Below are 14,522 nucleotides of genomic sequence, written 5' to 3' on the forward strand. Positions count from 1 at the left end.
GCTGATTTTACGCGCCGGGCAATCGTGGGGATTCGGCCGTGTCCGGGGTGGGGCCTAAGGTAAGCGAGCATCATGTCCACCCGTCGATTTTCGCCGCCCAGACGCTTGCCGCGTCGCCGCTTGCCGCGTCGCCGCTTGGCACGCCCTCTCGTGTCGCGCTGGCTTTCCACCCTCCGCCGAAGCGCCGCGTTTGTGTTCGCTGCGGCCGCCCTGGCTGCCGGCGTGAGCGCGTGCTCGGTGCCGGAGGTGCCCGTGGGCGGCGTGCTAGAGGATCTCCCGCCACGTCCGAGCGACACGCGTCTAAGCGATACCCACGCGGGCGCGACCTCTGCCCCGTCTGGCGAGCCTTCGTCCGAAGAACCCTCGCCGGATGCTGCATCCGATCCCGACCCCGCCACTGCCGCCGCCTACCAGGCGCTCGCAGACATCCCCGTCAAGGGCCGGGCGCCCAAGACCGGCTACGCGCGCGAGCAGTTCGGGCAGCGCTGGTCCGACGACGTCGACGTGGAATTCGGCCACGACGGCTGCGACACCCGCAACAACATCCTCGCCCGCGATCTCACCGAGGTGACATTCAAGCCGCGCACGCACGGCTGCGTTGTGCTGACCGGGGTATTGGACGATCCGTATTCCGGCACGCACATCGCGTTCCAGCGCGGGCAGGGCACCTCGAATGCGGTACAGATTGATCACCTCGTGCCGCTTGCCGATGCCTGGCAGAAAGGCGCCCAGTCCTGGGACACCTCCACCCGCCGGAATTTTGCAAACGACCCGCGCAACCTCCTCGCCGTCGACGGCCACTTGAACATGCAGAAGGGCGCGGGCGATGCCGCGACCTGGTTGCCGCCGAACAAGGCGTTCCGGTGCGAGTATGCGCGGCGGATCATCGGTGTCAAGCACGCCTACGGCCTGTGGGTCACCCCCGCGGAGCGCGATGCGCTGCAGACGCAGCTGGGCACCTGCGCGGGCTAGAGTCGGCAAGTGACCTAGCCCACGACCAACAGGAAAGGCGCACGCCATGAAGTGGAAGCCGCAAGAAGAAAAGAACCCGCTGCCCTACTCGCCGTTCAAGGCGAGCACCGTCCCGCGCCCCATCGGCTGGCTTTCCAGCATCGATGAGGACGGCCGGGAAAACATCGCGCCCTACAGCCAGTGGCAGAACCTCACCTTCGATCCGCCGCGGGTGATGTTTTCCGCCAACCAGTACCCAGACGGCCGCCGGAAGGACACCGTGCTCAACGCAGAAAAGACCGGCTGGTTCGTGTGGAACATGGCCACCTACGCGCTGCACGAGGAGGTCAACAAGTCCGCCATGGCCTTAGAGCACGACGACAGCGAGTGGGACCGGCTGGACGTGACCAAGGAGTACGCGGACAACCTGCGCATCCCGATGGTCAAGGAAAGCCCGGTGAAGTTCGAGTGCCGGTACTTGTCCACTCATCGCTTACCGGGGAACTCGGATGTCGGCAGCGTCGACATTGTCTTCGCCCAGGTGGAGACCATTCACATCGACGATGACTACATCACCGACGGCAAGCTGGACATCCTGAAGGCAAAACCCATCGCGCGCATGGGCTACTTCGACTACACCGTGGTCACCGAGCGCTTCGAGATGCGCGTGCCGGGTGCCGATGCCGCCGCGCAGGCCGGCCTCGGCGGAGACGCGTAGGCGCCGACTTCTCTCCCCCACACACACGCGACAAGGGCCGGCAGGTTTTCACCTGCCGGCCCTTACGCTTCTCCCCCTACGCCCGGGGGCGGCGGTTAGCCGCGGGGCTTTCTCGCGGAGACTACTCGCGGGGCTTACTCCCGGGAGTGTTCCAAGGCGGCGTCCGCTTCTTCCTCGTCGTCCTTGCGCAGGTACCGCAGGAGTCCGATGGCCAGGGCGATAAGTCCCAGCACCAAGACCCACACGAGGGTCTGGCGGCCGGTGTCCGGCAGCATCCACGCCACCGACTGCGGCAGGCGAATCGCTCCGTAGGAGTCCTTGCCGGTCACCTTGCCCAGGTTCTGCGTGTCTGCGGTGACGGTGACCTCGCCGCTGTAACGGAACATCTTGTCCATGGGCTCGTTGGAGATGTCCACGTCGAAGACGCACTCGTTTTCGGCGCCGCTGGCGATCTCGGCGCCATCGCCAAGCCCGCAGAAACCTGCCGGGATGACTCCCTCCTCACCGACGGTGAAGGAATCGTCCGTGGTGGTATCACCCGAGCCGACGCGGCTGACCGTGCGGCCCGCCAGGCTCGGGTCCTTGATGGCGAAGTTCGACAGGGCACCCGCGCCGTCGTTGGCCACCTTGTAGTGAACGCGCATCGACTGGGCATCGTCAGGCAGCACCGCCGTGTTGGTCACGCCGTCGACGGCCTCGCTGATCGGAGCACCGTCAATGGTCTTGGTGACGTTCATGTTGGCGAAGCTGTTGAGTGCGGTCAGGCTCCACGCCGGGCCGGAGTTGCTCAAGTCGCTGGCCTGCGCCACAGGCAGGACCGTGAAGCTGATGTCACGGTGCAATGCTTCACTCGAATCCTCCGGCTTGCCGGCGTGTTCCTCGGTCTCCTCGTCGCTGTTCGCCGCAGCACCGTCGACGCCGCCGTCGACCGGGTGAGCTGCATTCGGATCGACCGTTGTCTCCGTGTTCGAGGCCTCAACATCCGCCAGACGGTCACCCTGCTGGGTAATGCTGATGCGCGCGTCGCGATCGTCAGAGCCATCGTTGACCTCTTCGACGAGGCATTTGGTGTCCACCAGAACGGACTTCAGCGTGTGCTTGTTGCCCGCCTTGAGGTCGAATGGTTTCTGGTCAGCAGAGCACTGCTCCGTGAACTTGAACGTGCCGCTGCCGCCAGAGTTGCCCTCGGACTGCGCGCGGGCTGAACACCTCGGCGCCGACGACGAACTCTTCGGCATCCTTCTTCGCCAGGTTGTCCGGGACGGTGAAGGAATGCTTGTAGTTCTTCTTCGTTCCCTTCAGCTCGGAACGATCCGTCTTCGCCAGGCTGCTCAAGTCGTTCTGGTCGGCTTTGTTATCGGCCCAGTGGTTGAACTGAACAACCGGCTGTCGGTTGCCGTCGATGTTCTCGACGACGTTCCGAGCCCCGAGGGCTGGGCTGCCGTCGAGGTCCAACTCGCAGTCGTAGCCGACCGGGAGATCTACCGTCACACCACCATTTGGTGCGGACGGGTTGGCCACGCTGCCGCCGTCGATGATGTCCTGCGCACCGAGCTCGCGCTCCACGCGCACCTCACTCGCTCCGCCCTTGGACGGCTTGCAGACGAAGGATGCCTTGTAACCAGGCTCGAGATCCTTGAAGTAGCCGTCCTGCAGGACAGCAAGTCGCACCGGCGCGGTCTTGCGGTCGAAGCGGTTGACGAATTTCAACGGCTGGGCCTCTTTGACGTCCGGCTCCGGTGCGCGTTCGCGCACGGTCTGCTCGTCCACGGAGTGCTTCAACGAATCGGGCAGGTTGTCCATGCCGGCCTCGGTGAATGTACACAGTGCGCCGGCCGGGACAGACGCGTCGTCCGAGTTGTAGCGCAGGATCTTCTTCCCGTTCTCCTCGCCAACGACCTTGAAGTCCTTCTTGGTCAGGCGGGTCGGAAGCGTTTTGTCGCCTTGGCCGATCGTGCTGGTCTGGTAGCCAACGCCCTTGCACTGCATGGTGAAGTCCATGGCGAAATCATCGTCAAGCATGTTCCAGTCAGCATCCGAGACGACCACGTCCTTATCCATTCGGACGTTAGACCGCTCGTACTCGTAGTAGTTATGCAAAACCGCCTGGTTCGCCGGCGTGGTCTGCCCCTCCGGGGTCGACACGGTCCTAAACATTTGCGACTCGGTAACTCCATCCACCAAGTCACGATCTTGGTGGCGGTCACCGTCGTTGCTATCTACGACCCACTCCACGTGTTCGGGGCGGACATACGCTTCATCCTCGCCGTCGTTCAGCTTGAGAGAACCGAAGTGATCGCCGGTGATTTGGCAGTCAGCGCCGACCGGGATCTCAACGGTGTTTTCTCCCTCGCCCTTGATGACGAAAGTTCCGTTAGACAGCTGCTCCTTGTCGTCAGTCTCTGGGTCCTTGCACACCACATTGAAGTTGTGTTCGTAGAGGTTGTCATTGAGCCTATCGCCCATCTGACCACGGATGTCACCCGGCAGGTGCGCGCTCTTTTTCACCAGGAGCTTGTCCATCTGGCGCGAGTACGAGTTGTAGAACGTCACCGGTGTCGACTCGGCTCCCACCGTAAATTCGGCCGCACCGTCCTGGCGCGGTCCCCCGCCAGCGGACGTCTGCTGAGTGAGGGTAATGCCCTCGGCCGTATTCGTCTGGCCCTCCGATGCCACACAGGTCGAGCCGGCCGGCACACCGTCCAGCGAAACCGTCGCCTTGGCATCCTCTGCCGCAACCACGTCTCCGGTCGTACTGAAACGCGCGCCACCAATAGGCGCCGTGCACTGCAGTGTCACCGGGAACTTACGGTGATTCTTGGTGTCCTTTCGAGTGTCAGAGATGTACTGCTGCGTCGCCGGGTCGAATTCGACCACCTTGTTCGCAGTAACCGAGCTGGTGACGAACTTGTAGGTATGAGTGATCGACAACGTGGTGGTGTCACCGATGGAGAAGTCGATATCTACCGGAACGCTCTCGTCGTATTTGCCATCCTCGGCCGGGCTACTGGTGTTGGCGATGCGCGACGTCGAGTCGCGCTGCACCGGGAAATCCTGCCCCTTATCTCCCTTACGGGTCTTGTTGATCGCGCTCTTCTCTCGCAGTTGGCACTCCGTGCCCTCCGGCAAAACGTCTGCCGGAATCTCCACGTTGCTGTCGCCCTGCGAGCTGTCCATCTTGATGGTGGAGTATTCGCCTAGGTCGACGTCTTCGCCATCCAGCGTGCAGCGCAAGGAGTACTCGACCGGTTCGCTCAGCTGGGGCACACCAGCGTTGCGCTGAGTGATGGTGAGGCCCTTGCCGGCAGCGGTGTATTTGTTCGTGATGTCGTTGGTGGTGGTGTCCTGGCTAACGGTCACCACAGACTCTTCGGCGTCGGAGTTCCAGATAACACCCGACGGGAAATCAGGTTGCTTCTCCTCGAAGGAACACTTGTTGCCGTACGGAACGCCCAGCTTGCCGTTTCGATCGTTGACCAGCTCGGCAAGCTCCGGGTCTGCGACGTCCGCGACCAGACCCTGGGTCTGGCCACCGTTCACCTGCACGGTGCCCTTCAGCTCCACGGGCACGGACGTGCCGTCCCCGCGCACAACCGTGCGGGTACCGCACGTGAAGTTAAAGGTGTAGTTCTCCGGGACCGGGACCGACAGGTTGCTATCCACAATCTTGTGCAGATCCACCGAGCCGATTCGGCGCGCGTAAGTGTTGCGCACGATGACGCGGTTCTGCCCTGCGTCGGTAGACGGGCTCACCTTCAGGATGGGCGTCTTCTTCGCTTCATCGTTCTTCAGGGTCTTCCCGTTGTCCGACACGCTCGACGCAGAGACCTCAGTCCCCTGCAGACGCACGTTCTCCAGCTCGGGAGAATTTTCCTCCCACACCAGACAGTCCGCATCGACGGGCACGCCTTCGATCTTGGCGGGCTCGGACGCATTCGGCTGCAGCTCGAGTTTTCCTTCCTTGCTGCCGCCGTTCTTCCACGTGCAGCGGTAGGCAGCTGGGAAGGTCTTCCCCTCGAGATCCGAGCTGCCCGCACCATCACCAGTGATGTCTTTGACCACCGTGACGTCTCGGACCTTGTAGTTATACGTGGTCTTGAGATCCAGCGTCCCCTTCGTCGGGGTAGCGCCCTCCTGGTAGTCGTCCAGCCGGAACTTGTATTCGCCATTCGACTCCGCGTCCACGTGCTGACCATTGAAGTTCACGTCGCGGCCATCGAACTGGATGGTGCGGCTTTCCTCCTGGGACAGGCCGGTCAGCGGGCGCAGGTAGCAGTCACGCGCAACTGGCAGCCCGTCGACGGTGACCGAGCCAGTGCGGTTGCCGCCGTTGTTCCGGATCACCAGATCCTTTTCCACGGTGAACGGAGTGCCCTCACAACGCACGCGGAAACGGTACGTCTTGGGATCGCCGAGTTCGGGTGCGGCATCGCCAAGCAATTGCTTATTGATGGTCACCGAACCGGCGCGGAAGTTGTACTGGTTGTTCGCACGCAGGTTGACCGTCTCGCCCAGCTTGACCGTCGTTTTCTGCTCCGCGTTGCGGGAGTTGCCAGACTTCTCGCCCGTCGACCACGTCAGGTCGAGGCTCTTGCCGGGGCGCACCGCGGGGTCGCCCTCCGGAAAAGACTCGCTAAACGTGCAGTTCGCACCTGCCGGGAACGAGTTCAGGGTGCGCGCCTCACCCTTTTGCAGCTCTACCGTGCCCTCCAGCGGGTTATCCGGGTACGCCTGCTTGTACGCATCATCCGACTGGCAGGTGTATTTGATATCGAATTTACGCCGCAGCACGGACGTGAAGTCCTGCGCGGTGCCGTCCACAGTCTTCGACAGCTGCACCGTCGCCGGGCTGAACTTGGGCGTCCACTCCACCGAGCAGTTAATGATCCGGTTGTCCCGGACAGCGCGGGTCACCTCACTGGTGCCCTTTTCCTTATCGTTTTTGAGGGTGAATTTATCCGGGACGTTGCCCTCAGTGATGGTGAAGGCTTCCTGCTTGTCCTGGGAATCGGTCAGGGTGCAGCGCCACGTCGGCTTGTAGCGGTCGAAGACCCTATTATTAGCCAGCCCGTTCGGCTCCGACCGGAAGCCGAGAACGTCAGTGGGCTTGCCGGTGTTATCGAGCGGGCGGACAACGCCGGAGTAGCCCGCTTTGTTTACTGGAATTTCCTTCTCATCGCTACCGGAGCGCTGGAACGCCTTGTAGTTGAATTCGGTGGCGGGCGGTGCCGGTGACGTTCTTTTCAAAATCGGTCTTCGCCTTCACCGGCTCAGGATCGAAACCGACGCGCCCCATAGGGATGGCGAGGGCCACAGCCTCGTTGTCCCTCCACGCGCCCATGCCGATGTCCAAAGTGGTCGGCTCTGGCGCGGAGACCAAAAAGGAGCCGGGGTTACTGGCGCCGGAACTGCCCACGCCACACACGAAATCCCGTTCGTACTTACTGGTTCCCCAGTCGGTGAACTCGTTGGTCCGGCCGAACTTCTAGGAAAGACCGGTCCTACACGCGTCCCTCTTTCCGTCGGGAGTCAGGCGCTCCCAGATATTGACGCCCTTACCGAAAGTCGTGCTGTCTTCGGAAGTGCTGTTATTCACACTGATCATCTCACTCAGCGTGGTGTCCTCGGCGTCAGCTACTGCCATCTGGTAGCCCGGAACGGATTTGCCCGCCTCGTCCGTAAAACGGATGTCCCGCAACTGGATGCGCGTAAACAGGAACTTCCTGGCCAGGATGATGAGCTCCGAGTTGTCACCGTCATGCGGGACGAAATAGTCGGTGCCGTTCACCGTCTTGCCGAAGATCGTGGAATCAGAGGTGGGACCGCGCTGGGTGGACAGCGTGCCGGGCTTATCCCGGTTCATGCGCGGCGGATCGGTCACCGCCACCTTGAACCGCAAGGTGTAGCGCCCGATCTTGCGGGTGAAATCGCCGGACACCGAGTCGTAGTTCAGCGGCATGTGGGCGAGGTCGATCCAGCACAGCTGGTTGGCGCGGGCGGCCGCCTCGCCGCTGCCCTTGCGGTAGTTGCAGTCACCGAAGTTGAAGTTACTTGGCGCACCGCCGCTGCTGGCGCCGCCGTTGTTGGTCTGCGCATCGGCATCGGGCGTCGTGGCGAGCGGGTTGCCCTGCGGCGCGACGGCGAGGGTGGCCACCAGGATGAAGGCGGCCACGACGGCGAACAGGCGTTTGAGCGCGGTTGACACCCGCGGGTGGGAGAACCCTGTCAGTCCCATACTTGTCCTTCCGACAACTCTGGCCCTATAGAGATGGGGAGATACTGGGGTCGTTTAAAAAAGTGGGACCTGACCTGGCGCGCCACTACCTGCGCGGGAATTATGCGCGGGAGGGCGGCGGGCCCGCACCTTCTTTTCCTGGATCAAACTTAGGCCATACTACGGGAGCGCACAAGTTTCTGAAAGGACAATGTATGACCCCTGAAATACAGCCCGTGAGCTGGGGTCGAACGGCAGGAGACCTAGCTGTCTTCCTCCGTATTTTTATTCGTTTCCGTCTCCTGCGGCGCGGGAGCCTTGCTTGCCGATGCCGGGGTGGCCACCGGGGCATCGTCAAGCGGGGCCTTGGTCTTGGCTGAATCCGTCAGCGCGTAATTCGACATCAACACGTCGCGCATGCCGTCGAAGATGTCGCCCATCCCGGACGGGTTGGACGGCATGTACAGCACCGACGCCTTGCCGTTCTGGGCGACGTCGACCATCGCGTCGAGATACTGCGAGACCAGCATGAGCGCCTCCGGGGACTCCTGCACGCCGGCGTTGCGCAGCATCTCGTACTGCGCGGCGATGCCCTCGACGATCTCTTTTCGCTGGTCGGCCACGCCACGGCCCTGCAGCTTGCGGGCCTCGGCCGCGCCTTCCGCCTCCTTGACCACCCGGATCTTTTCCGCCTCCGCCTGCGCGATGGCGGCCTCCCGCTCACGCTGGGCAGCGTTGATGGAGTTCATGGACTCCCGCACGCGCTCGTCCGGGCGGATGTCGGTCACCAACGTGTTGATGAAGTCCCAGCCGTACTCCGCCATGTTGTCGCGCAGGGACAGCGCCACGTTCTTCGCGATGTCGTCCTTAGAAGAAAAGGACTCATCCAGCCCCATCTCCGCCACCGACGAGCGCACGTTGTCCTGCACGTAGGCGACGATCTGCTGCTCGTGGTTGGACAGCAGGTAGAACGCCTCGCGCTCGCGGCCTTCCACCACCTGGTACTGCACGGCCACCGGAATCTGGACGAAGACGTTGTCGCGGGTCTTCGTCTCCACCAACACGTCGAGCTGGCGGACCTGCAGGCTGATCTTCGCCCGCACACGGTCGACGAACGGCATCTTAAAGTGCAGGCCCGCGTGTGCGACCCCCTGGAATTTCCCGAGCCGCTCCAGGATCGCCGCCTCGCGCGTGCGCACCGTGTAGGCGCTGAGGAGGGCAATGATGAGGAGGACCACCACGACGAAGCCGACGACTAGCGGCGCCATAAAGTTCCCTTCCAGTCCGGTTTTTACAGACTTGTTATATTTGTTCCGTTTTCTTGTCGCGGTCGTTATCTTTCCATAAAAAGCGCTGCTAGGCGGCGTTCCGGCCCGCCCGGGGTGCGGTCTGGAGCACGTGCTTGCCGATGCCCGCCCCCGATCCTCTTGCACTTTCGCCCGTACAGTGGTCGCAGATGGCGCGTGCCATTACTAATTGACCGAAGTCGCCCTTGAGTTAGACAGCGGGACCGGTTCCCGGATTCCCGGAAAGGAAACGACATGACTAACCCGAACGATCCGAAGAACAACGGCAAGGACGCTCACCGCATCGAGCGCCCGGATGCCGGCCGCGCCGACAACGCCGGCCGCGTGGGCCGCGAAGAGCAGCTCTCCCCGCGTGGCGGCCAGGAGCACGTCGCTCCGCGCAACGGTGACCGCGTCACCGACCCGGTCCGCGAGAACCGTCAGGAAGTCCGCCGCGAGCAGCCGGTGCGTGAGAAGACCGTGCACGAGAAGCCGGTCCAGCCGCGCCGCGACGCCGAGCCGGTCAAGGATGAGGGCTCCAACCCGATGAAGTGGCTGCTGCCGCTGCTGGCCCTGCTGATCCTGGCGGGTCTGCTGTGGTGGTGGCTGTCCGGCAACAACGACGACGACAACGAGGCGCCGGCCACCACCGAGGCTGCTACCTCCGAGGTCGCCACCTCCGAGGCGGAGACCGCTACCGGCACCGAGAAGCCGGTCAACGGCCAGGAGGACGAGGCTGCGAACGCTGAGGCCGACGCCTTTGTCAAGGAGCAGCTGGGCATCCAGAACTACGACGAGCTGGCTGGCGACCCGGCCGCTTGGGGCGGCCACGTGGACAAGGTCCGCACCGACGGCAACAACCTGATTGTCGACCTGGACGTGGACAAGGGTTCCGAGGAGTCCCAGGACCTGGGCAAGAACGCTGCCACCGAGGTTGCTGACTTCATCCGCGGCAACAAGGACGACGACCGCGTGAGCGCCACCAACTTCGTGAAGGTTAACGACAAGGCTGGCGACCTCATCGAGCAGGAGAACGTCTAAAGCTCCTCTCTTTCTCCCCGCCCTTTCTCGGGCGGGGATTTTTTCGTTTTGCGGGGAGCCGGCCCGCGCTTGCTTCTCCGTCCGTTTGGTTCATTACCCGCTCGGTTTATTGGTCGCCCGGTTTTCGTTTCCGCCCGTTTTCTATTGGCGCGAATCGGATCGCCTGTGGATAACTGCCGGTTTTGCTGTTTTCGGTCCGATTGCCGGCTTTTGGGCCCGGGTTATCCACAGGACTCGTCTCGTCCGCTAGCCGTGGCTGGCGGCGCGCTTTAGGTTCAGGTTCATGACTCTCACGAACCCGACCGCCAGCTCCGCGACCAGCTCCGCCGCCAAATCCGCGACCGACTCCGCCAGCCACACCCCCGATACGCCTCTCCTCGAGGTGTTCGCCGGGTTGCTTGCCGATGGTCTCAGCCTCCTCCATGCGTGCCGCGGCCACACCCGCGACGAGCTGATACACCTCGGCATACCAGATACCACCGCCCGGGATTTAGCCAAACTCGCAGATACCTATTTTGGCCAAACTGCCTATACCCGCCTACGGGATCAAACCCTTACGGCCATCGCGGAAAACCAGCACAGCCTTGTCACCCTGTTGGCGGTAGAAAAGCTCACCAACCAACTCAAACACTCCCGCGACAAATGGAAACTACGCCACCACGCCACCAACCACCCCGGCCCCACCAGCGCCGTATGTACAGCCGCCAGAGCCTACTGCCGAGGTCTGAAAGACCCACCCCAACCACCACAACCCGGCCTAGACATCATCCGGCGTAAATCAGGTGATACCTGGACACTGAAACTACACGCCACCAGCGACCAAGTCGCCGAAATGGCCCAACACATCACCACCCCAGAAGACCTCATCGGGCTGATCCGCCACCACGAACACACCACCGCCACCGCCACAACCAACCCCACCGACGCGCACACGTCATCGAATGAGCCACACGCCGCCGGGGCCAATAGCTCGGGTGACAATCAGCAATACTCCACCAACTCAAGCCCTGCAGCCGCACATCCTGACAACGGGCACACGGCCGGCGACTACCCCGCCCCGGAGGTGACAACCCAACACGTTATCTGCACCGACTGCGGCGCCACCACGGAAGCTACCCAGGTTGTCGCGGGATTGCGCACCAACGTAATCATCACCCTCGACCAGTTCACCGACATCCTCAACGACAACGGCGACGACGTCTTGCTCAAGATGACCAACAGCGCAACCATCACCGGCACCGAGCTGGTCACCCGCATGCTTGCCGATATCGGGCTGGTCACCCTCGTCCACCCCGTGGAAGGACCGATCAACCTGTACCGGCTAAGCAGGTTCGCCAACGACAAGCAACGCCTGATGGCGATGGCCGAAAACCCCACCTGCCCATGGGACGGATGCCACCACCCAGCAGACACCGCCCAAATACACCACCTAAAAGCGTGGAAGAACGGTGGCAACACCAACCCGAAAAACCTGACCGTTGCCTGCCCCTACCACAACGGCGTCAACGACGACGACCCGTCAAAACCCCGCCGCGGGCGGCTAGAACGCGTCAACGGCAAAGTCCGCCGCATCCCACCCTGGGCCACCACCTACCACACCACCACCAACCAACCCACCTAAACAACCGCACCCGCCTAACCGACCCAGGGTGCGAAGACTCCAGGGTAAAGAGAGCCCAGAAAGGAAGAGTCCTAACGGGAAAGAACTGGGCATAGTCCACACACTGCCCCACAGCCGGGAAAGCACCGCTCCCCGGCCACTAACGCATGCCCAAAACAAAACACACGCAACGAGCGGGTTACTGGGGACAACAAGCGCGGCACGGCGATGTCCGCGCAGCCGTCGAATGTAGCCAGTGTGCAGCCAAGGCGATCGGCCGTATTTGTGCTGCTGATTCGTGGTGCGCCCGGTGGGACTTGAACCCACACGTCAAAGACACTAGAACCTAAATCTAGCGCGTCTGCCAATTCCGCCACGGGCGCGCAAAGCTAGGCCCAGAGTCTACATGCCCGGCCTAACCGCGGCGAAATGCACCCGCGACTCGAAAATCGCATCCCTTGGAAAGTAGGCTAACCCCCGTGAGTACAGACGACCCGAGCACCCAGCCGCGCCAGGTGAAAATCCGCTGGTGGCACATCGCGCTCATCGCGCTGGTCGTCGTCGCGTTCCTCGGCCTCGCGTATTGGCAGTGGACCCGATTCCAATCGGGATCCGGCACCTTCCAAAACTTGGGCTACGCACTCCAGTGGCCGCTTTTCGCACTGTTCGTCGTCGTGGGCTACCGTGCCACGCTCAAATACGAAAACGAGCGCCTCGAGGCCGAGCACAAGTCCGCGGACAGCGGCGAGGGCCCCGCACGGTACGAGTCCGGGAGCGAAGCGCGTATCGATGACGACTTCCTCCCCCACCGCCCCACCGTCGACGTGGACACCTTCAACGAGATGAACGACCCTCACGAACGGCGACGCCGCCGTTAAGTACTCGCGCTAAATTCGAGCCGGCAGTCCACAGCTGGCCACCGACTAGGAAAGGACCCTCCATGACCACTGAGGAGAACAAAGGCATCGCGATCCGGCTGCGGTTTTTCACCATCATGGCGACCGTGACCGGTATTTTCCTGCTCATTTTGGTAGGCGAGATGGTTGCGAAGTACGGGTTCGAAGCCGACCTGCCGGCTTGGGCACGGGCCATCCCGCAGGTCCACGGCGTGGTCTACTTCATCTTCCTCATTTCGCTGCTCTTGCTCGGCACCGCCGTGAAGTGGGGGCCGGGCAAGATGCTGGTCACCGCCCTCGCGGGCACCATCCCGTTCTGCTCGTTCTGGATGGAGGGAAAGCGCCGCCACGAGGTGCTGGACAAATACCTGATGTAGTTGGCGCGGGAATCGGACCGCGCGGGAATCGGACCGCGCGGAAGCCAGTCCGCGCTAATCTGCGAGACGCCGGATTACATCGACAAGCTGCGCCAGCGCGCGGCCGCGGTGGGAGACGGCGTCTTTTTCGTCCGCGGACATCTCCGCCGCCGAGCGCTCTTCGCCCGCGGGCTGGAATAGCGGGTCGTAGCCGAAGCCGTTTACCCCGCGCGGCTCGCGCAGCAGCCGCCCGGGCCACCGCCCCTCTGTGACGTGTTCCTGCCCCGCAGGCGTGACCAGCGCGCACACCGACACGAACGCGGCCGCGCGGCGCTCGTCCGGCACGTGCGACATCTGTCCCAAAAGCAGCTCATTGTTCGCGTCGTCATCGCCGTGGCCGCCAGACCACCGCGCCGACAGCACACCGGGCATCCCGTTGAGCTCTTCTACTGCCAGCCCGGAATCATCCGCCACGCACGCCAGCCCGGTGGCCTGCGCGCCGGCCCGCGCCTTAATCAGCGCGTTGTCCGCAAACGTACCCCCGTCCTCGACGGGCTCGGGGTACGCGCGGGCCTTAGAGAGCGGGACGAGCTCCACGTTGGTTATCTCCGCGGCGTCCAGGATCCGCTGCAGCTCGCGCAGCTTTTTGGGGTTGTTCGATGCGACTAGCAGCTGCATTTAGCCCTCCAGTGCTTCGCGTTGCTTGACGATGAGCTCCTGGCAGCCCTTCTGCGCCACATCCAGCATCTCGTCCAACTCGACGCGGCCGAAGAGCCCGTTTTCGCCGGTGCCCTGGATCTCGACGAAGTCTCCAGACAACTGCATGACGACGTTGAGGTCGACTTCCGCGCGGGAGTCTTCCTCGTAGGGCAGGTCGAGGCACACGCGGCCGTCGATGATGCCGACGGAGACCGCCGCGATCGGGTCGAGGAGCGGCTCGCCCGGGACGACGCCGCGTTCGCGGAGGGCGGCGATGGCATCGGCAAGCGCGACGTAGGCGCCGGTGATCGACGCGGTGCGGGTGCCGCCGTCGGCCTGCAGCACGTCGCAATCGATCTGAATCGTGTTCTCCCCCAGCGCCTTGAGGTCCACCGCGGCTCGCAGGGACCGGCCGATGAGCCGGGAGATTTCGTGGGTGCGCCCCTTGACCTTCCCGCGCATGGACTCGCGCGGCATGCGCTCGGCGGGCGCGGCGGGCAGCATCGCGTACTCTGCGGTCAGCCAGCCTTCGCCGGAGTCGCGCTTGAAGCGCGGCACGCCGGTCTCCGCCGACGCGGTGCACATCACGCGCGTGTTGCCGAACTCCACGAGGACGGAGCCGGCCGGGTTGGTGGTGAAGCCGCGGGTGATGCGCACGGGGCGCAGTTCGTCGAAGGCGCGGCCATCGGCACGGGTAAACGTTTCGCGTTCAGTCATGCGCTCGAGCCTACCCGCCACGTCGTGGCGCTTAACGGCCCGGT

General features: G+C 63.2%; 13 protein-coding genes and 1 tRNA gene. 6 read left to right on the plus strand and 8 right to left on the minus strand.

Annotation, left to right across the window (positions count from 1 at the left end; all coding sequences use genetic code 11):
- Nucleotides 1-150 precede the first annotated feature (150 nt).
- Together CMASS_RS08325 and CMASS_RS08330 are read left to right on the plus strand one after the other, a co-directional pair.
- Nucleotides 151-972, plus strand: coding sequence for an HNH endonuclease family protein (locus tag CMASS_RS08325; protein WP_022863743.1), 822 nt, complete (start codon nt 151-153; stop codon nt 970-972).
- A 46-nt stretch (nt 973-1,018) separates the two neighbouring features.
- Nucleotides 1,019-1,669 (plus strand): flavin reductase family protein, encoded by a 651-nt coding sequence (locus CMASS_RS08330; protein ID WP_022863742.1) that lies wholly within the window; start codon nt 1,019-1,021, stop codon nt 1,667-1,669.
- 134 nt (nt 1,670-1,803) lie between these two features.
- Here CMASS_RS08330 and CMASS_RS08335 read toward each other — a convergent pair whose 3' ends face one another.
- The 5 genes from CMASS_RS08335 to CMASS_RS08355 form a co-directional block, all read right to left on the minus strand.
- Nucleotides 1,804-2,907, minus strand: coding sequence for an LPXTG cell wall anchor domain-containing protein (locus CMASS_RS08335; protein WP_022863741.1), 1,104 nt, complete (start codon nt 2,905-2,907; stop codon nt 1,804-1,806).
- Nucleotides 2,801-6,916 (minus strand): DUF5979 domain-containing protein, encoded by a 4,116-nt coding sequence (locus CMASS_RS08340; RefSeq protein WP_022863740.1) that lies wholly within the window; start codon nt 6,914-6,916, stop codon nt 2,801-2,803. Before CMASS_RS08340 ends, CMASS_RS08335 begins: the two co-directional genes overlap by 107 nt.
- The gene (locus CMASS_RS08345; protein WP_156831834.1) at nt 6,849-7,085 is read right to left on the minus strand and encodes a hypothetical protein; all 237 of its coding nucleotides are present in this window, start codon (nt 7,083-7,085) and stop codon (nt 6,849-6,851) included. The genes CMASS_RS08340 and CMASS_RS08345 overlap by 68 nt, the downstream gene beginning before the upstream one ends.
- A 69-nt stretch (nt 7,086-7,154) precedes the next feature.
- On the minus strand, nt 7,155-7,904 hold the full coding sequence (locus tag CMASS_RS08350; RefSeq protein WP_022863738.1) for a hypothetical protein: 750 nt from the start codon (nt 7,902-7,904) through the stop codon (nt 7,155-7,157).
- 242 nt (nt 7,905-8,146) lie between these two features.
- Complete coding sequence (locus CMASS_RS08355; RefSeq protein ID WP_022863737.1) at nt 8,147-9,151, minus strand: SPFH domain-containing protein; 1,005 nt, start codon at nt 9,149-9,151, stop codon at nt 8,147-8,149.
- A 273-nt stretch (nt 9,152-9,424) separates the two neighbouring features.
- Between CMASS_RS08355 and CMASS_RS08360 the strand changes: the two genes are divergently transcribed.
- Complete coding sequence (locus CMASS_RS08360) at nt 9,425-10,210, plus strand: hypothetical protein (RefSeq protein ID WP_022863736.1); 786 nt, start codon at nt 9,425-9,427, stop codon at nt 10,208-10,210.
- A gap of 283 nt (nt 10,211-10,493) precedes the next feature.
- The gene (locus CMASS_RS08365) at nt 10,494-11,831 is read left to right on the plus strand and encodes an HNH endonuclease signature motif containing protein (RefSeq protein ID WP_273665897.1); all 1,338 of its coding nucleotides are present in this window, start codon (nt 10,494-10,496) and stop codon (nt 11,829-11,831) included.
- A gap of 278 nt (nt 11,832-12,109) precedes the next feature.
- On the opposite strand, the gene CMASS_RS08370 is transcribed toward CMASS_RS08365, so the two are convergent.
- Nucleotides 12,110-12,193 (minus strand) — tRNA-Leu (locus tag CMASS_RS08370).
- Between the two features lie 96 nt (nt 12,194-12,289).
- Here CMASS_RS08370 and CMASS_RS08375 point away from each other — a divergent pair.
- Together CMASS_RS08375 and CMASS_RS08380 are read left to right on the plus strand one after the other, a co-directional pair.
- Nucleotides 12,290-12,688 carry a membrane protein gene (locus tag CMASS_RS08375; protein ID WP_022863811.1) on the plus strand — a complete coding sequence of 133 codons (399 nt, stop codon included), beginning with the start codon at nt 12,290-12,292 and terminating at the stop codon, nt 12,686-12,688.
- A 62-nt stretch (nt 12,689-12,750) separates the two neighbouring features.
- Nucleotides 12,751-13,083, plus strand: coding sequence for a DUF3817 domain-containing protein (locus tag CMASS_RS08380; RefSeq protein WP_022863810.1), 333 nt, complete (start codon nt 12,751-12,753; stop codon nt 13,081-13,083).
- Between the two features lie 54 nt (nt 13,084-13,137).
- On the opposite strand, the gene rdgB is transcribed toward CMASS_RS08380, so the two are convergent.
- Nucleotides 13,138-13,740 (minus strand): RdgB/HAM1 family non-canonical purine NTP pyrophosphatase, encoded by a 603-nt coding sequence (gene rdgB / locus CMASS_RS08385; RefSeq protein WP_022863809.1) that lies wholly within the window; start codon nt 13,738-13,740, stop codon nt 13,138-13,140.
- Entirely contained in the window at nt 13,741-14,478 is a 738-nt protein-coding gene (rph, locus tag CMASS_RS08390) for a ribonuclease PH (protein ID WP_022863808.1), read from the minus strand.
- Nucleotides 14,479-14,522 lie beyond the last annotated feature (44 nt).

Origin of the sequence: Corynebacterium massiliense DSM 45435 (assembly GCF_028609805.1) — a bacterium.
Lineage (GTDB): Bacteria > Actinomycetota > Actinomycetes > Mycobacteriales > Mycobacteriaceae > Corynebacterium > Corynebacterium massiliense.